Origin of the sequence: Streptococcus troglodytae (assembly GCF_002355215.1) — a bacterium.
GTDB classification, from domain to species: Bacteria; Bacillota; Bacilli; order Lactobacillales; family Streptococcaceae; genus Streptococcus; species Streptococcus troglodytae.
This window is the reverse complement of the sequence record NZ_AP014612.1, coordinates 47954-67051: the sequence shown is the minus strand read 5'-3', so window position 1 is coordinate 67051 and position 19098 is coordinate 47954. Positions and strand designations below refer to the sequence as shown.

The 19098-nt window shown below is 39.4% G+C and carries 19 protein-coding genes; 1 reads left to right on the top strand and 18 read right to left on the bottom strand.

The window, feature by feature from the left end; all coding sequences use genetic code 11:
* Positions 1–189 precede the first annotated feature (189 nt).
* The 15 genes from SRT_RS00400 to SRT_RS00335 form a co-directional block, all read right to left on the bottom strand.
* Positions 190–846 (bottom strand): DNA alkylation repair protein, encoded by a 657-nt coding sequence (locus tag SRT_RS00400; RefSeq protein ID WP_128832665.1) that lies wholly within the window; start codon positions 844–846, stop codon positions 190–192.
* 48 nt (positions 847–894) lie between these two features.
* Positions 895–2193 carry an adenylosuccinate lyase gene (gene purB / locus SRT_RS00395; RefSeq protein WP_128832664.1) on the bottom strand — a complete coding sequence of 433 codons (1299 nt, stop codon included), beginning with the start codon at positions 2191–2193 and terminating at the stop codon, positions 895–897.
* A 16-nt stretch (positions 2194–2209) separates the two neighbouring features.
* Complete coding sequence (locus SRT_RS00390; RefSeq protein ID WP_128832663.1) at positions 2210–3079, bottom strand: hypothetical protein; 870 nt, start codon at positions 3077–3079, stop codon at positions 2210–2212.
* Between the two features lie 35 nt (positions 3080–3114).
* Positions 3115–3519: an SRPBCC family protein gene (locus SRT_RS00385; RefSeq protein WP_128832662.1), complete on the bottom strand. Its 405-nt coding sequence runs from the start codon at positions 3517–3519 to the stop codon at positions 3115–3117.
* A gap of 10 nt (positions 3520–3529) precedes the next feature.
* Positions 3530–4219 (bottom strand): aspartate/glutamate racemase family protein, encoded by a 690-nt coding sequence (locus SRT_RS00380; RefSeq protein ID WP_128832661.1) that lies wholly within the window; start codon positions 4217–4219, stop codon positions 3530–3532.
* A gap of 59 nt (positions 4220–4278) precedes the next feature.
* Positions 4279–5124, bottom strand: a complete 846-nt coding sequence (locus tag SRT_RS00375; RefSeq protein WP_223213961.1) for a hypothetical protein — start codon at positions 5122–5124, stop codon at positions 4279–4281.
* Positions 5125–5330: 206 nt separating this feature from the next.
* Complete coding sequence (locus SRT_RS10520) at positions 5331–5516, bottom strand: hypothetical protein (RefSeq protein WP_223213960.1); 186 nt, start codon at positions 5514–5516, stop codon at positions 5331–5333.
* 48 nt (positions 5517–5564) lie between these two features.
* Positions 5565–6656, bottom strand: coding sequence for a 5-(carboxyamino)imidazole ribonucleotide synthase (gene purK / locus SRT_RS00370; protein WP_128832660.1), 1092 nt, complete (start codon positions 6654–6656; stop codon positions 5565–5567).
* The gene (purE, locus tag SRT_RS00365; protein ID WP_128832659.1) at positions 6643–7131 is read right to left on the bottom strand and encodes a 5-(carboxyamino)imidazole ribonucleotide mutase; all 489 of its coding nucleotides are present in this window, start codon (positions 7129–7131) and stop codon (positions 6643–6645) included. Before purE ends, purK begins: the two co-directional genes overlap by 14 nt.
* Before the next feature lie 321 nt (positions 7132–7452).
* Positions 7453–8634, bottom strand: coding sequence for an ATP-grasp domain-containing protein (locus tag SRT_RS00360; RefSeq protein WP_128832658.1), 1182 nt, complete (start codon positions 8632–8634; stop codon positions 7453–7455).
* 59 nt (positions 8635–8693) lie between these two features.
* A complete protein-coding gene (gene purD, locus SRT_RS00355; RefSeq protein ID WP_128832657.1) occupies positions 8694–9953 on the bottom strand; it encodes a phosphoribosylamine--glycine ligase in 1260 nt (419 codons plus the stop codon).
* 237 nt (positions 9954–10190) lie between these two features.
* The gene (locus tag SRT_RS10515; RefSeq protein WP_223213959.1) at positions 10191–10541 is read right to left on the bottom strand and encodes a hypothetical protein; all 351 of its coding nucleotides are present in this window, start codon (positions 10539–10541) and stop codon (positions 10191–10193) included.
* A 41-nt stretch (positions 10542–10582) separates the two neighbouring features.
* Positions 10583–12322, bottom strand: coding sequence for an ATP-binding protein (locus tag SRT_RS00350; protein WP_230401483.1), 1740 nt, complete (start codon positions 12320–12322; stop codon positions 10583–10585).
* 205 nt (positions 12323–12527) lie between these two features.
* Positions 12528–13778 carry a DNA methyltransferase gene (locus tag SRT_RS00345; RefSeq protein ID WP_128832656.1) on the bottom strand — a complete coding sequence of 417 codons (1251 nt, stop codon included), beginning with the start codon at positions 13776–13778 and terminating at the stop codon, positions 12528–12530.
* 441 nt (positions 13779–14219) lie between these two features.
* Positions 14220–14729 carry an HXXEE domain-containing protein gene (locus tag SRT_RS00335; protein ID WP_128832655.1) on the bottom strand — a complete coding sequence of 170 codons (510 nt, stop codon included), beginning with the start codon at positions 14727–14729 and terminating at the stop codon, positions 14220–14222.
* A 191-nt stretch (positions 14730–14920) separates the two neighbouring features.
* Here SRT_RS00335 and SRT_RS00330 point away from each other — a divergent pair, with 191 nt between their 5' ends.
* Entirely contained in the window at positions 14921–15439 is a 519-nt protein-coding gene (locus SRT_RS00330) for a TetR/AcrR family transcriptional regulator (protein WP_223213981.1), read from the top strand.
* A gap of 182 nt (positions 15440–15621) precedes the next feature.
* Here SRT_RS00330 and purH read toward each other — a convergent pair whose 3' ends face one another.
* From purH to purM, 3 genes are all read right to left on the bottom strand, one after another.
* Complete coding sequence (gene purH / locus SRT_RS00325; protein ID WP_128832654.1) at positions 15622–17172, bottom strand: bifunctional phosphoribosylaminoimidazolecarboxamide formyltransferase/IMP cyclohydrolase; 1551 nt, start codon at positions 17170–17172, stop codon at positions 15622–15624.
* Between the two features lie 338 nt (positions 17173–17510).
* Positions 17511–18065: a phosphoribosylglycinamide formyltransferase gene (gene purN, locus SRT_RS00315; protein ID WP_128832653.1), complete on the bottom strand. Its 555-nt coding sequence runs from the start codon at positions 18063–18065 to the stop codon at positions 17511–17513.
* Positions 18065–19087, bottom strand: a complete 1023-nt coding sequence (purM, locus tag SRT_RS00310; protein ID WP_128832652.1) for a phosphoribosylformylglycinamidine cyclo-ligase — start codon at positions 19085–19087, stop codon at positions 18065–18067. Before purM ends, purN begins: the two co-directional genes overlap by 1 nt.
* Positions 19088–19098 lie beyond the last annotated feature (11 nt).

Genomic DNA, 19098 nt, shown 5'->3' with positions numbered 1-19098 from the left:
CTTAGAACCTGTACTTACAGGAATCATTTTAGTTATGAATAAGCGTTAGCTTATTAAAAGCGACCGCAAGGCCGCAATAAAAGAACTTATGAATACAGGCTCTAAAAAACGACTGACTCGCAAAATTTCAGCTTAGTCTATTGGCCCGCAGTTATTTTGCGTGTGATATAAAATATGATAAGCTGCTTATCATAAATATTTGCTAGCTTCTTTAATAGATAAATTGGCCATCTGATTTTTATGCTTTTCAATGAAAGTTCTAACCCAATCTGGATTAGTTTTAGAGTAGTCTCGCAAGATCCAGCCAATAGCTTTATTGATGAAAAATTCGCTTTGATTGAGATTGTTAATAAGAATCTTCTCCAAAAGATTTGTCTTCATCTTATCTTTTCGTAAAAGCTGGTGGTCAATTGCCACGCGCCGCAACCAAAAGTTATCATCAGAGGACCACTCTAACATAGTTGCATCAACGATACTACTGGGAAAGTTGATCTTGCCAATAGTTCTATCCAAACTGTCTGTTGTATCCCACCAAGACTTGGTTACAACCAGTTGTTTGAGACGAGGTAGATCTGCTTCCGTTAAAAAGATCTGCATAGCCCGTAAATAATCACAAGCAGCGTACTGAAATTCTCGCTCAGGCAGTTCCCACAACTCTTCCACAAAAACCCAATCAACCGCCTTAGATGCCTTAGATTCTTTAATAAAGTCCTTCTCCAACTGACGGCGAAGCGGAGTAGAAAGACCTAGAAAAGGAAACTGGTCACGCATATAGACTGCCATAGCATGCGCCCTCTCTTTGTCTGCATGATCATAAAAAGTTTGAATAAGTATTTTCTTGTCCATAGCTTGATTATAGCACAAAAGGCAGCCATCGGCCGCCTTGTTTTGTATTTAGTCTCCCAATCCAATCCGATCAAAGATTTCATCCACACGCTTGGTGTAGTAGACTGGATTGAAGATTTCATCGATTTCTTCTTGGCTCAAGCGAGACGTGATCTCTGGATCTGATTCCAGCAGCGGTTTGAAGTCTACTTGATTGTCCCAAGATTGCGCAGTCTTAGGCTGAACAAGGTCGTAAGCTTGCTCGCGGGTCATGCCTTTTTCAATCAAGGTCAGCATGGCACGCTGGCTGAAAATGAGACCAAAGGTAGAGCCCATGTTGCGCTTCATGTTTTCTGGGAAGACAGTCAAGTTTTTCACGATATTACCAAAGCGATTGAGCATGTAGTCAATGAGAATGGTCGTATCAGGCGCGATAATGCGCTCAGCCGATGAGTGAGAAATATCGCGTTCATGCCAGAGCGAAACGTCTTCATAGGCCGTCACCATGTGACCGCGGATAACGCGAGCCAGCCCAGTCATATTTTCAGAGCCGATAGGGTTGCGTTTATGGGGCATAGCAGAGCTGCCTTTTTGCCCCTTGGCAAAGAACTCTTCTACTTCACGCTGTTCTGATTTTTGCAGACCGCGGATTTCTGTTGCCATACGCTCGATTGATGTGGCAATGCTGGCTAGCACTGCAAAATATTCAGCATGCAGATCACGCGGTAAGACTTGAGTCGAAATTTCCTGAGCACGAATGCCTAATTTGTCACAGACATATTTTTCTACAAATGGTGGAATGTTGGCAAAATTCCCAACAGCACCTGAAATTTTTCCAGCCTCTACGCCAGCAGCAGCATGTTCAAAACGCTCAATATTGCGTTTCATCTCGCTGTACCAAGTCGCAAGCTTGAGACCAAAAGTCGTTGGCTCCGCATGAACACCGTGCGTGCGCCCCATCATGATGGTAAACTTGTGCTCCTTAGCCTTATCAGCGATGATATTGAGGAAATTATCCAAATCCTTACGAATGATAGCGTTAGCCTGCTTGTAAAGATAACCGTAGGCCGTGTCCACCACGTCTGTCGAGGTCAAGCCAAAGTGCACCCACTTGCGCTCATCACCCAGCGTCTCAGACACCGCACGAGTAAAGGCCACCACATCGTGACGCGTTTGCTGCTCAATCTCCAGAATGCGGTCAATATCAAAATCCGCCTTCTCGCGAATCTTGACCACATCTTCCTTAGGAATCTCACCCAACTCAGCCCAAGCCTCATCAGCCAAGATTTCCACTTCCAACCAAGCACGGTACTTGTTTTCTTCACTCCAAATGTTCGCCATCTCAGGGCGTGAATAACGTGATAGCATATTTTCTCCTTAATTATTATTTACCTAATAAAAGTGATGAAATGATACCTCCTAAGGTACCAGATATTAGATCTTTAATGAACTGTTGATTGAAAAATGATGCGTTTTCTTTAACAATTACAGTAAATTCATCTTCATCCTTTTTTTCAACTGCAATAAGCAATTTCTTTAAAATTTTAACAGTTTGTTCAGATAACTCTGAAGAGTTACTAATAATCGTTTGCAATTGTTCTAACAATTTAACCCAAGGAAACTCAATATTGGTATTTATACTAGATTCTTCCACAGTAGAATCTTTAACACTATTTGAGTTAACATTATTATCACCCTTGATTGCAACATTATTGCTTGAACCAAAATCATTCCCAATGACATTATCATCACCTAAAATTGTCGCATTAGATGAGCCTTTTTCAAAAATATGTTGTTCACCACCAATTTGTTGATGTTTTATGTCCACAAAAGTAACTTGATTTTTATCTCCAAAAGATTTCTTAATAATATCATATACTTTATTTCGAAACTCCTCTTGTTCAAAAAATAAATAAGAATTTTTACTAGAACCTAGATTAAATTCTATATAATATCTTGTTTTAAGATATTTTTCATAACGCCTATAAGCAATATAACCATACAAAACCAAAAGAATAATCGGAATCACATTAGGGATAAACTCTATAGGAAACAGTATTAGCATTATAAATATAAAAATTATTTCTTTCCAAGAGATTTTAAATCTCAAAGTTGCTTTTGTCATCATAGAGATATTATCAATCTGTATAACATCATCTTGAGTAGATATTGCGTGCTCTCTGATACTTAAAGTATCTGTTTCAATAGTATTGGTTTCATTGTTAAACAAATCATTAAATAAATCTAGGTTCATTGTCATCTCCTCTAATAAAAATCTATTTTATCTATCTACACCGACAGATAACACAATGCTTTCTCCAAATCTCGAAAATACTGCTTCTGCTGCTTTCTTAAGTAAAACCAGACAAATGGTTTCAAGAGTGTGTTTTTAACAGTGACATTTTCTGTAAAATCCAGAATGGTTTGTCCATCTTGATACTGAAAAGTTCCTATCCAAGTACCTTGGATATTTTTATTTTTGAATTCTAGCTTCCAAACCTTGTACAAATCCGCCTTAGTCACTTTAAAGTCCGTTTGAATGCCCTCCTTCGTGTATTCTATAAAATGACTCTCATCAACTTTTTCAAACCGGTCGAGATCACTTCTCCAAGTTTGATTGGACAAGTCGGTTACAAGTTTCCAGACCTGATCAATAGGATAAGGAAAACTCGCCTTTCTATTAGATTTTATCATAAGTTGTCTCCTACTTTAAAGATAATTCTGCCGCTTTTTGAGCATGGATAGCTGTTGTGTCATAGAGGGGAAGGTCTGTGTCTGCCTGTTTGACTAGGAGACCAATTTCTGTACAGCCTAGGATAACGGCTTTAGCACCAGCATTTTTCAAATCATCAATGATGGCAAGATAGGTTTGCTTTGAGCTGTCTTTGATATCTCCCAAGCACAGCTCGTCATAGATGATCCGGTTGACTTCAGTAATGCCTGATTGATCCGGAATCAGCACCTCAAGCCCTGCTTCAAGCAGCTTTTCCTTGTAAAAGTCTTGAGTCATGGTGTACTTGGTGCCCAAGAGACCAACTTTTTGAATGCCATTTTCAAGAAGAGCCTCAGCAGTTGCCTGCGCAATGTGCAAAATCGGAATCGTGATTTGCTCTTGAATCTGCGGGGCAACCTTGTGCATGGTGTTGGTGCAGATGACAATAAAGTCCGCACCAGCCTGCTCCAGTTTCTGGGCAATTTGGCTCAGGACTTCCGCACTCTTAGCCCAGTCACCGCTGGCCTGATAGTGCTCAATCTCCGCAAAATCAACACTGTAAAGCAGAATTTTAGCCGAATGCAGTCCGCCAAGCTCTTTTTTAATTGTCTCGTTGATGAGCTGATAATAAGAAGTCGTGCTCTCCCAGCTCATGCCGCCGATAAGACCGATTGTTTTCATGTTATTCATTTAAAAACCAACTTTGTAAATTGTTTTGTATCAGGAAATGACATTTGAGATTAATTACTTTTCATTTCATTAGATATTAAGTCACCTATAAATTCTAATATTGATTCATCCTCTAAGTTTTTGTAATGCCTATTAAATTCATTAATAAACACTTCCCTTGAAATTTTATTATTACGATATTGGTTGCCAATATCAATGATAGATTCTATGACTTCTTGAGTATCGCTATCATCAATATAACAATTAGATTCTTGTAGTTTATTTATAGCCTCAGCACTAATACCTTCCTGCTTTTTTACATCTTTTAAAATTATATAAATATCCTTCAGATAAGGGTAGTCGAATAAAACTTGCATATTATCTTTTGTTAATAAATCCAAATCTTTTATCCGTTCCCCTACATCAATATCTTCTTCTGTATAAATATAGCCAATTTCATCAATTAAATGTTGAGGAACTCTATTCTCCAACAAAATTACGGATAAATACCCACTAATTTCTATTTTATCAAAATTAAGAGGAGATATTCCCTCGATAAATTTTAAATATGATGATTTATCAGATGTATTTCTCAAATAAATGATAATCTCACTTAAAGCTATCCGTTCATCTATTTTTATAGAACTTAACCCTCGACAGCCATTCTCCATATGTAAAAATATCTTCTGGGCTTTTGAGTCATTTCTAAGTTCATATGAATAAGTCCCCGATTTACTACTTCCCTCCTCAACAAGTAGATAGTACTTTTTTACTATTTTAGAGAGCACCCGCCCTATCAATTCCCTAATACTACTGTTGATTAGAATTACACGTGAATCAGATACTGACGTTTCATAACTGATTTGATTATTAGAGAAAAACTTACTAATAAGTTCATACTCCCAGTTATTCCCCACTCCTGAAAATCTATCATATCTCGCATTGGAATAAAATTCTTTTAAAAGCTCTATAAATTGGCGTTCTTGTTTGCTAAAATTAGTTTTCTTATCTATTGCTATTGCCTTTTCAATCTTGTTATGTAATTCAACATGATTGTGAATCTTTATACTTTCAGAAAAATCTTCAATAGAATTATCTTCATTGAATTCCCATAATACTAAGATTATTTTTGTAGTCTTTCAATTCCCACAGAAATATTATATAAAGCCAAGAATAATTCTGTAGGCATCTCAGGAGTAATGTTACTCATATTATTCACAATAGAAAGCCCAGTATATATAAATTCTCCTGAGATATCTAACTCTGAAACCATATTAAAATTTTTATAATACCATTCTTTACTCGCCATAATATTCCTCAGCTATTATACTAATAAAAACAATATAATAACCTCCTCCTAAAATTCTTTTCCTTCCCCAAACTCTCTCACCTTATCAGGCTTATCACTAAACACGGTCACATGCCCCATTTTGCGGTTGTATTTGGCTTCTGCCTTGCCGTAAAGGTGGAGGTGAGTGCTAGGGTTTTTAGAGACATATTCTTGAGCTTGTTGAATGTGCTGGCCGAGAACGTTGAGCATGACGGCTGGGGCGTGGAGTTTGATGGCTGGGAGAGGCTGACCGAGGACGCCTAGGATATGGGTGTCAAATTGTGAGAAGTCGCAGGCTTCGATGGAGTAATGCCCTGAGTTGTGGGGGCGCGGTGCGATTTCGTTGACAATGATGTCGTCGGCTGTCGCAAACATTTCCACACAAAGGGTTCCTGATAGCTGGAGTTTTTGAGCAATAGTCACCGCCATGCTCTTAGCTTTTTCTGCCAAGGCAGGAGAAATCCGGGCTGGGACAATGGTTTTTGAGAGGATATTGTTGCGGTGGATATTTTCCTGAACGGGGAAGACCGTCACATCCTTGCCATTGCCTGAGACAATGACTGAAATTTCAAGGTCAAAGTCCACAAATTCTTCTAAGACGCACTCAGCAGAGTTTGCTAATTGGTTCGCGGCAGCTAAATCGTCGTGTGATTTAATAACAACTTGACCGTGACCATCATAACCGCCTGTGGCCGTTTTCAAGACGTAAGTCTTGCCCAAATCCAAATCCTCCAAGTCCAAACTAGAGGTCACCACCTTATATGGAGCGACCGTAACGCCAGCCTTGTTGGCGAGGAAGTTCTTTTCAAAAATACGGTTTTGCGAAATGCGCAGCAAATCAGTCCCCTGCGGCAGCTGACCGTCTCCTACGACCGCATCAAGGCCGTCAGCGTCGACATTTTCAAACTCATAGGTCAACAGGTCGCAACGCACAGCCATTTCTCGCAAAGCATCCACATCATCGTAAGGCGCCACAATCATCTCAGACACGCGCGAGGCAGGACAGTCCGCCGTCGGATCCAGCGTCACCACCTTATGTCCCATGTAAACCGCCGCGATAGCCATCATCTGACCCAGCTGACCGCCGCCGATTATGCCAATGGTTTTAGTTGAGTTCATTCGTTGACTCCTCTGCGATTTTTCCTTGTTCCTCTGCGAAATCTGCTAACGCGGCTGCCAAGTCTTGGTCTTCAATGGCCAAGATACGCAGGGCTGTCAGGGCAGCGTTGGTCGCTCCCGCTTCCCCAATAGCCATGGTTGCCACAGGCACACCACCCGGCATCTGCACAATGGAATAGAGCGAGTCCAAGCCGCTGAGGGCGCGTGATTTGACAGGCACACCGATAACAGGCAGTGTTGTTTTAGCTGCCACCATACCCGGTAAATGCGCGGCACCGCCTGCACCTGCAATGATAACCTTGATGCCGCGGCTGCGGGCTTCTTCTGCATGTTTGAACATGAGGTCTGGTGTGCGGTGGGCTGAGACGACTTTCTTCTCATAAGCTACGCCGAAGTTATCCAAAACTTGAGCGGTTTTTTGCATGGTTCCCCAGTCGGATTTGGAGCCCATGATAATAGAAATAAGTGGTTTCATAATAAGATACAAACGCCATAAAGCGACCTCCAACAAAATGGGCGGTAAATCAGAAAACTTTGATTTCGCTGACGCACCCCATCAGGACGACTAGGACTTTCTTAGCCTACTGGCGTAGAAAGTTCAGACATCTACAGCATAAGTCTTTCCTAGAGGCTTGTGCCTCGTCGTCAGACTCATCTTTTTGCCCAGTGTTGTTGTCGTAGGCGTGTTTAATTCCTTTCGTTTTTATTTTATAACGATTTTTTGTCGCTTGCAAAATTTCCATAGAAAAATAGGAAAACTAACAGAATGTTCCTTTGAATAAACGGAATCTTTTGCTCAAATATTTTTTAGAGTGGTCGGTTCCACACTATAATGTTTAACGGTGTTATCAACCAACTTGGTGACACTTCCAGGATTTATCAATAATCGGATTGTAATAATGGCAAGAGGAATAAAACTCAAAAAGTCTTTCCAAACTGGAGTTAAAACCTCTTCACTGTCACTTTTAAAAAGCCACTTCCTCATTGTCCGTACAATCTTCTTTCTACTCTTCGTTCGCTCAGCAGTACCGATAAGCAAAGCCATCAGGCTATGCGTCTCTACCCCTGCTTGCCCAACACTAACATCAGATTTGGAATAGCAATCATTAGCTAACTCTATCATAATTTTCGGGAAATTAACCCCCGCTTTATAAGCATTAGCAGGTTCAACCATTCTGGGATTGCACTCTATGTAATAAAAATGACCGTCGGTACGTATAAAATCTAAAGTTAAAGCACCATGCCATTGTAAAAATTGACCTAATTTTTCGACATGCTCTCTCGTTTTCTCAGATTCTATACTTAATCTAGCAGCAGCTGAACCACCGGCACCAGAACCCACTTTAACACTAGAATGAACCGCAAGTAACTGACCATGATGAAATACTGCTTGAACCTGACCATAGTCTCCGACTATGTCTTGCTGAACCATCCATTTTTCATCACTCGCTGTTAATCTGCTCGCAGCTTCCGCCAAATCTTCCTTACTTGTGATTTTATAAACCGAACGACCGGCAGTACCATAGTCTGCCTTTAGCCAATAAGGATAATGAAGAGAAATAGATTCTAAATTTTCCACACGCTCCCATTTAGGAATTGGCAGATTTAACTGATACGAAATTTCAGCAAACGCAATCTTCCCAGCCAGCTTTTCAATTTGTTCCTTATCAGCAAGCGCTACTGGCAAACGAGTTGGTAAAAATTTTTCCCCATTTGCCAATAACCAGCCTTCCTCATGTGTCGGCAAAATAGCTGCATAATTTTTTTGATGAAGCAGCTGATTAACTTGTTTCAAATAATCTAAAGGAAAACGATTGACATCAACTGTCGGAATTCTATGAGTGAGTCGACTGAATGTTGCAATAGAAAACTTATCAGGAGACAGGACATCAACTTTATAGCCCTCTTTTAGCAATACTGTTAGAGTCTCTCTTGAAGTTAAGCTAGAACCTTCTAAAAATAGCAGTCTGTTTTTCATTTTTCAAACACCAGAATTCTATATTCAAGCCTCACGGCTCAAAGTTTAATACATTTGATTTACAAAGCCTTGCTTCCGATGTCCGTACGATAAAAGAGGCCTGTTGTGTTTTGTTTATTCAGTTGGGTGTAGATTTTGTCCTGCGCAGCCTTGACGCTGTCGGCTGTAGTAACCAGCATGTAGACGCGGCCGCCGTTTGACAAGAGCAGCTGGCTATTGCCATCAAACTTAGCCCCTGCATAATAGGTGATTATGTCGCCGTCGGTCTTTTCTGGCAGAAGCACCCCTTTTTCATAGGCGAGCGGATAGCCATTTGAAGCAACAACCACACCTAGGGTCACACCTTCCTTCGTCCAAGTGATGTCAGGTTCCTTGCCAGCCAAGAGATCCGTGATGTTCTGCGCAAAGTCAGAAGTCAGGCGCGGCAGGATAATCTGGGTCTCGGGATCGCCAAAGCGAGAGTTGAACTCGATAACCTTAGGACCGTCCTTAGTCAAGATAAGCCCCGCGTAGAGCACGCCAAGATAAGGGCGACCTTCAGCAATCATACCATCAAGCACTGGCTTGATAATAGCATCAACCGACTGGTCAATCACGCTTTGCGGCAGGTGAGGAACAGGAGCATAGGCGCCCATACCGCCTGTGTTTGGTCCCTTGTCACCATCATAGGCACGCTTGTGATCCTGCGCCGCAGGCATGATATAAAACTTGTCACCATTGACAAAGGCAAAAAGAGAAAATTCCTCGCCATCCAGAAATTCCTCAATAACCACGCGCGCGCCTGAGTCACCAAACTTATTGTCCAAGAGCATTTCGTGCGCCGCTTCAACTGCCTGCTCCACGGTTTCAGCCACGACCACGCCCTTACCCAGCGCCAAGCCATCCGCCTTGACCACGATTGGAGCGCCCTGCTTTTCGATGTAAGCTTTAGCTTTCTCGAAGTCGGAAAATGTGCCATAGGCCGCTGTCGGAACGCCGTATTTGACCATGATTTCCTTAGCAAAATCCTTCGACCACTCCAGCTCCGCTGCTGCCTTAGTCGGACCAAAGGCCTCAAGCCCAGCCCGGTTAAAATCATCAACAATACCAGCCGCTAGCGCATCATCAGGACCAATAAAGGTCCAAGCAATAGCATTGCTCTTCGCAAAGTCAATCAACTTGGAATGTTCGGAAATTCCGATAGGAACCAAATCCAAACCATCCAGAGTCATGCCATCATTGCCGGGAGCAACAAAGACCTGCTCTACCTGAGGTGACGCCAACAACTTCTTAGCAATCGCATGCTCACGACCACCCGAACCAACAACCAAAAGTTTCATAATGCAAGATACCAAGAGCGAACAGAAAAAACAGCAGAATTTTAATGAATCACCGCAGTGTGCTGGGACACAAGACGATTCCTCTAAATTCCGAGCCTTCCGCTCGGGTTCAATTCCTTTCATTTTACGAATTATACAGGACTATTATAACATATTTGTTCGGGAGTTTGAATTTCTAATCCCATTTATTCGGAAAAGAAAAGCACCACTGATGTGGTGCGGGGAGGGGGAGGGCAGTTAAACACTTTTACAGCTCTCTGTGATATACAGTAAACCCAGTAATAATTTTATTTCTTGTGTTTTTGTCTTGGCTTCGATCTTCGTAATGACCCTAGGCCCTCCATGCGTTGACAAATTTAAAAATGCTAAAAAGCTTTTGCTTTCATCCTTAGAATTGATAGAAAGAAGCAATGTATTCAATACCTTCTTATCTGCATCATCTAATGTGCTATTATCAATAATATTTTTTCCTTTATCAATGACTTTTCTGTAGTTCTTTAATAAACTCTCTGACTTATTAATCTTTTTGTTATCTAAAATGTCATTTACAACAATTTCAATTAAAGTCCGATAAGCAGCGACTGGCACAAAACTATAATCTTCAGTATTAAAAATTTGATTAATTTCCCCTATAAAACTAATAACATCTTTTTTAAAGTTAATTTTTTGTTTATTGGCATTACAACTAAATCACTATTAGAAGTTTCTTGAGGAATATCAAAGTTATCTTCTTCCACTCTAAACGTAAAATCAGCTTCATGAATAAGCTTTGTTTTCTTATCGGTTATTACAATTGAAATTGTATTTTCATTTAAACGACCAAAATTTATTATGCCTTTATTAAAATTAATATTAATAGTAGGATTATTTTTTGTATCAATATTAAATTCTAAACCTTTATCTTCTTCACCAAAACTATTTGTAAAGGCAAATAAATCATCTATCTTATAATCTCTTCCTTTCTTGAGGATATTTTTACTTTGACTGATTTTAGGCTGCACTGGTTTTTTCAGAATTATTTTTTGAGAAGTTATTGTACTTTCCTTTTCATTCTTTATTATCCATTCACCCTCTTGGTTTTCATTAAATCTATTAACTCTGTCATCATTAAAGCAAATTTCTGTTGATTCTGCTACTAACTCACTTAAATTATCAATTTTATTATTTAAATCATCTACACCAATCCATGATTCAACTGTACCCAAATCTATTTCTTTTTTAACTCTAGGAATAATATCTAGTGTAATGGAATTATCAAATAAAGTGCACTCTATTTTGTTTGTCTGCTTTTTAAAATTGATAAATGGCTTTAATTTAAAATCTTCTTTTATATACTTTTGAAGATTCTCAAGATTCGAAGTTTCTTCTTCGGAAATTTTAGTTTGCGTAAATGCATTCAAATCTCTTAATTCATTTTTCAACGAACTACCAATTTTTTGAGTTTCCTCATTCAGCTTTTCAATAAATCGCGAAATTTCATCTGTTAGCTCGCTTTGTGCAAATTGGGTTCTGTCTGAGTTAAATTGTATTGAGGGGTCACTAGACTTAACTGATATATAGCCAATTAATTGTTTTAATACTTCACTATATTTTTTAGTCGTCATCAACTCTGTATTAAACAATGTATAATTGTTAAATAAATTGTTATTGATATAAATTAGAGGAGTCAACTCGTTGGTATTAGGATTATAAAACAAAGAATCAATGCTGCTCTTACCTTTGGCTTTCAAAGAATAAGCTACCAAATCCATATCAATAGAATATTTATTTGAATTAAAAGGAATTTTTTTCGAATATATATCCTTATTTTCTTTACTAAAAACAATCTCTTGACTATCAGAAGAATATTGTATTCTAAATAATTGCTGTGACTTATTTTGTGTTTCTAATTGAATTTCATAATCAGTTGATTTAGACACCCCGTCTACACTAAAGTTTATGGTGAAATTTTTATCAGAAGCAATTTTTCCATCCTGTACTTTATTATTTCCAATAAAAGAATTTAAAATTTTATTCCGATTTTTTTCATCACCAAAATACTCTTTTAATTTATCTACATTATAGTCATCAATTTCAATTTGAATTAATGTCCCTACAAAACCATCAGAAGTTGAAACAGAGACATCTATCAGCTTATCGGCTATATTATATTCTTTAACCAAAGAATCAAAATCTGCAGAGAACTCTAATAATTGATTGTTGCGAGCAGTCTTCCATGAGACCCTTTTCCCGAATTTGAAAACGGACAAAAAACCCAAACCTTTTGAACCTTGAGTTAAACGCTGAGTATCTTTGTAAGAAATAACTTCCCCATACTGCTTATCGCTACTTGATATATGAAATAGTTTCTTAATTCCCTCTGTATCCATACCAATACCATAGTCTCGAATAGTAAGTTTTTTGACTTTGACTCTAATGTAATATCAACCCTAGGTGAACAAGCATCGTATGCATTCTTTATTAACTCATTTAATGCAATGATATTATTTGGAATCTTTTCTGATAATTCACTTAATATATTGCCCGCTACAGTAATAGGTACCCACTCAACATTATTAGACATCTAAATCTCCTTTATTTTCTTAATATCAAGACATATTCTTGATTCATTGATTCCACAGAATTATCTTTAACCTTAGAAACCCGCCTTGGCATTCTCTTTATAGGTATATTACGTGTAATAGAAGTTTCCAACTCAAAACCATTATTTTCAAAATATTCCTGTGTAATACTTGACAATGGTACCACCTTATTATCAACGCGTCGATCACCCAAGGTTAAAACTATTCTCTTATCCTTTTTTAAGACACGCCCTATTTGCGCCATCACTTTCAAATAATCTATTATAAAATTTTCCACTTTTTTTCGCTTATCTTGAGATATACTTTCAAGATACTCAGCTAAGCAGTGTGACTGGCAGTTTTGTTTATTTCTTTTACCTGAGCCACCTAAACTATTTGAATCAATACTTGAATAATTATCTATCAGTTTTTCATCAAAATTTTCCATATCTTTTCTGTCAATCCAATATATAGGCAACATTGAGTATTGACCATATGTAACAGTAGTTGAGTTATCTCCATAAGGTGGAGAAGTAATAACTAAATCAACCGTATCACTTTCTATTTCTGATAATATTTTCTCGGATTTCCCAATTTGTAAGTTTACTGTCTTATTTCTATCGTACTCCGGCAAGTACTCAAAATAGGTATTTATACTTTTTAAAAAATCTGTAATGATGTTATCTTTCATTGCTGTAATAGCACTTTGCTCTTTTATGTGTAATTTAAATGTCGAGCTTCTCGTATTACTATATTTTTTTAATATATTAATTAAACATACCCAATAGTATTGCCTCACATACCTATACTTTTCCTTTTGAATTGCACAGCGTATTTTACTAAATATTAGTATAAAATCTTTACGATACCATTTTTCTATATTATAAAAATCATGTTTATAGAAGTGAAAATTGTTATTCAGTAAAAGTTTCTTTATCCTTTTATTTGCAGTTTTTATATACTTCTTATTTACTCCTTGCAACTTAACCTTTGTAATTAAATTAGCAAGTGGATTAATATCAATTCCTATAGGGTAGAGATTATTCTTTTCCCCTTCTACTAAAGTGGTTCCAGAACCATGGAAAGGGTCAAGAATATTTTTTATGGAAGGATCTTCACTTTTTATCAACCTAATCAATTCATATTGCATATCAGGTACCATTGTAGCCGGATATGCACTAATTTTATGAATTCCTGAAGCAGTTATGTTTGCAAAGTCCCAATAATTAAGTCCTTTCGCTCTTATTTTTTCCACTAATGTCATAATAATACCTTCTTCTTCATACTGTACCAAATATTAGCTTAATTATATCATAATTTCTTGAATCAAAATTTCAAATACCAAAAAAGCAAGCTTCTCAGCCTACTTCTTATAAACATCTTTCCTATGTTCGCCGTTGACAGCTGCAACAATCAGTTCCTCATTTTCAAGGCGACAGATGATGCAATAGTGCCTAACACGGTAACACTAAAAGCCTTTAAGATTTCCGACCAACATTTTGCCTTATCATCTTGGATTGTCAGTACCATCAATTTCTCAAACCAAAATGAAAAACCCGCTTGAAGCGGGCTTTTAGGAGATTTATGAAAAAGAAAAGTTTTAGGATTCCTATTGCTAGGATGACTATAGTATATAGGAACTTTCTTAATCGCTCCTTAAACTTTTCTTTCAGAAAGCTTAAAATAGTTCTCAATTAATCATTTTTTATTTCATGTATTTTTCTAGGCTTAATTGAATTTTTGGCATGATTTGGTGCATGATTTTAAGATTAGTATAAGCTATTGCCATAGCTATGAAAAGATAGACAATGACTGGCAGCAGGGAAATGTCAGAAGGCCAATAGCGGAAAACAATCATTAAAACAACTGGCAATTCTAGACTTGCCGTGACGACTCCGGGAACATAGCCCTTAAATCGCAGGCACATGATATAATGGATCGTGAAATGAGATGTATAAGCTATTACAAAAGATAAATAGAGTAAGGTATTGTGGGTCATTTGACAAAGACCAGAAATAAACAGCAAAATGATAAACTCCTCTAAAACGCCTACTGCAAAGGCAGAACCCTGCGTAACAGAACCAAAGAACGGTTTCTTAAAAGTCATTAACTTTTGATGATGCCGTTTTTTCCACAAGGGCATAAAGATCATTTCTTCAAAATCGTGTAAAATAAATAAAATAGGCAGCATCCAAACATTAAAAAGAATGCTCATATTTTTACCTCCTTAATAACAACTAACCATTGTACAATGTTAAGGATAAATGATAATAATGTATCACGCGCAACACTTTTAGTATAAAGACAAACCGTTACAAAAACAAGAGACTAAGTGAAATTGGCACAGTTTGACCAGAAGTGTGACAGAAAAGGAGAACTACCATGGAATATCAAACACGGCAATAGCTGGAGGAAGCCTTGTTCGATTTATTAGCGACTAAGAAATCTCTGCATAATATCAGCATTGCAGAACTCAGCGAGCATGCCCAGATTGCTAGACGAACGTTTTATCGTTATTACCATTCAAAAGAGCAAGTCCTTACGAACTATTTAGACCGCCTGATTCAAGACTACATTATTGAGCTTCAAACAGAAAGACTGATTCATTTTGACGATTTAGGGAACCTTTTCTTTCAGTATTGGAGCCAGTACACTGAGTCATTAAAAACTTTGCAGGATGCAAACCTGCTAGTGCTTGTCTTGCAAAGGTATTATGATAAGCTTCCTGCTGCTTATACCTCTGTCATGGCACCTTGGCACATCACAAACAGTGATCAAAGACAAATCACCTATGATAGTAGATTCATTATCGGCGGTCTCTACAGTATTTTTGATGAATGGTTAAAAACAGATCACCAAACAATGCCTGTTAATGAACTGGTCACGACAGCCTTAAATATCATAAAACGTATGAAAGATAATTAAGCGAGAAGCTGGATTTTTCGAGATTAATCATGAGCAGCTTCAACAAACCGTTTTAATCATTTCGAAAACTAAAATGCTCATTGTTTTAGATATACAAAAAGAGAAGACGACTTGCATCTCCTCTCGTTGTTAGCCATAAGTCATTCATTACAGTTGATAATGAGCTAATTTTTAAATACCCATCAATGTCTAAAATGTCTCACACCCGTAAATACCATGGCAATGCCGTATCTATCAGCCATATCGATAGACTCTTGGTCGCGGACGGAACCGCCGGGTTGAATGATGGCTTTGATACCCGCGGCTGCGATTTCTTCGACGTTATCGGCAAATGGGAAGAAAGCATCAGAAGCAAGAACAGCCCCGTCAAGATGTTCTTTGGCTTGGTCAATGGCTATCCGAACAGAAGCGACACGATTAGTCTGACCCGGACCGACACCAAGGGTCATGTGGTCATTGGTCACGATAATGCCATTAGACTTAACATATTTGATGGCTTTCCAAGCAAATTCAAGAGCAGTTTCTTCCGTTTTAGTTGGCTGGCGCTTGGTAACGACCTTCCAATCGACTGGATTTTCCTTGACCACATCTTGATTTTGCACAAGGAGTCCACCAACCACGCCAGTATACTCTTTTTCAGCCTCGCTGGCTGCTTGAGCATCAAATGGTAGTTGCAGAATACGCAGATTTTTCTTTTTGGTTGTGAGAATAGCTAGCGCTTCGTCTGTGTAAGATGGTGCAATGATGATTTCAAGAAAAATAGCATGCATCTTCTCAGCTGTCGCTGCATCAACCTCACGGTTAAGCACCACGATACCACCGAAGATTGATACTGGATCCGCCTCATAAGCGTAGTCCCAAGCGGTTTCAATGTCATCAGCCTGACCGATACCACATGGATTCATGTGCTTGAGCGCCACAACAGTTGGACGGTCTTTGAAGTCGCGAATGATACGGATAGCTGCATCTGCATCGCGGATATTGTTGAAGGACAATTCTTTACCGTTAAGCTGCTTAGCAGAGGCAATAGAATAAGCAGTTGGCAAAGCTTTTTGGTAGAAATCCGCATCCTGCTGTGGATTTTCACCGTAGCGCATTGGCTGCTTGAGGTCATAGGTCAAGGTGAGTTTTTCAGGTTTTTCTTCACCCACTTGAGCAGTGAAATATTCAGCGATGAGGGCATCGTAAGCTGCTGTGTGACGGAAAACTTTTGCTGCCAGACGCTTACGAGTTTCAAAACTTGTTTCACCATTAGCTGACAATTCATCCAAAACAAGGGCATAATCCGCTGGATCAACCACAACTGTCACGCTAGCGTGGTTTTTGGCTGCTGATCGCAGCATAGATGGTCCGCCGATATCAATATTTTCAACCGCATCTGCATAGGTCACATCTGGTTTGAGGATTGTCTCCTTGAATGGGTAAAGGTTGACAACAACTAAATCAATCGGTGTGATGCCATGTTCTTTCATAGCACTGACATGGCTGTCAAGGTCGCGGCGCGCCAAGAGACCGCCATGAATGTTTGGGTGAAGAGTCTTGACACGACCATCCATCATTTCAGGAAAGCCAGTCACGTCGTCAATCGCGATAGTTGCAATTCCTGCTTTATCAAGGGCAACCTTGGTTCCGCCGGTTGAGACGATTTCCCAACCCAAGTTTTTCAATTCTTGAGCAAAGTCAACAATGCCCGCTTTGTCTGAGACGCTGATAAGTGCGCGTTTTGTTGTCATAATTAAGATACCAAGTCCGACTAGAAGGTGAATGAAAAATAGGAAACTCGACGAAGACGCTTGCGTCTAGGAGATGTTTATCTTTTTTCCGAGCCTTCCGGACGGGTTCAATTCCTTTCTTTTTGAAAAGTGTTTCTTCTTTGATATTTCTCTTTAGTGGTGCGGACGAAAGGTAAAATAGTCTAGTAGATTATTTAGAGATCCAAGAGATTTCATTCCTAATTTTTAAGCCAAAGTCTCAAAAGTTCCGAGACAATTGATAAAACATCAAGCGTCTTTTTCACCACTGCAAGAAACATCGGTTAGGCGACCTGCGGTCGCTGTGCTGCGCTAATAATTTACTTCCTCCCCACTCCCAAGCTATCCAGCACTTGGGGATAGAGTTGGTATTCCTGTTCATGGATTCTAGCTTCAAAGCTTTCAATGGTGTCATCTGGCAGGCGTGGCACGCGCACTTGTTTAATGACTTTTCCTGTGTCAACACCGCTGTCTACCCAGTGAATGGTCACACCAGATTGATCAACACCAGCGTTCCAAGCGTCCTCAATACCATGGGCACCTGGAAACTCAGGCAAGTAAGCTGGGTGGATATTGATAATGCGACCTTGGTAGGCAGCCAGCAAGGTTGGGCCAACGATTTTCATGTAACCAGCTAGGCAAACAAGGTCAATAGCATGTTTTTCCAAAAGGTCAATGATAGCCTGCTCATAAACAGTTTTGTTGTCAAATTCCTTAAGTTCAAAGGTGTAACTTTTGATACCGAGATTTTTAGCACGCTCCAAGACATAGGCATCACGATGGTCAGCAAAAACAAGTTCCACTGGGAATTGCTCGGCGATGACCTGAAAATTTGACCCATTACCGGAAGCGAAAACAGCAATTTTTTTGATCATTATTTGATCACCACACTTGCGTCAGCCTTTTTCACGATACGCCCAAGCTCATAAACAGGCTCATCAAGGACTTCCCTGACACGGTCAACCTTTTCAGGACTGACAGCCAGCATGAGCCCGATACCCATGTTGAAGATTTCAAACATCTCGTCGTGCTTCAGCTCACCATATTTTTCAAGAGCCTTGAAGATTGGCAGAACTGGCACCTTGGCTTCTTCAATTTCAGCCGCCAAATCATCCCCAAACATACGTGGAACATTTTCGATAAAACCACCGCCTGTGATGTGAGCGATACCGTTGACCAACTCTTCCTTAATCAATGGCAGAGCTGCCTTGACATAGATACGAGTAGGTTCAAGCAGGACATCTTTGAGTTTTTTACCTTCCAATTCTGGCAGTTCTTCCTCACCAGTATGATCTGCAAAGACACGGCGAACAAGCGAATAGCCATTTGAATGAATACCGCTGGAAGCCAGACCTAAAAGCACATCGCCTTCTTTGACTTTTGAGCCGTCGATGATTTGTGATTTTTCAGCCACACCGACCGCAAAACCGGCCAAGTCGTAATCGTCTTCGCCATACATACCGGGCATTTCAGCTGTTTCGCCACCAATAAGACCAGCACCAGCTTGGACACAGCCTTCAGCCACACCAGCAACCACCTGCTCTAGTTTAGCAGGTTCATTCTTACCCGTTGCAATGTAGTCTAGGAAATAAAGGGGTTCAGCACCCGCAGCAATGATGTCGTTGACACACATGGCCACACAGTCCTGACCAATAGTGTCGTGCTTGTCATATTTAATCGCAAGCATGAGCTTAGTTCCGACACCGTCCGTTCCTGAAATCAAGACAGGCTCTTTGACGTCCAGCTGGGACAAATCAAACATCCCACCGAAGCCACCGAGAGCTCCCATAACCCCAAGACGCTCCGTACGCGCCACGTGTTTCTTAATCCGAGCAACAACCTCGTATCCCGCCTCAACATCAACACCAGATTGAGCGTAAGCATTTTTTGTCATAATAATTTTCCTTC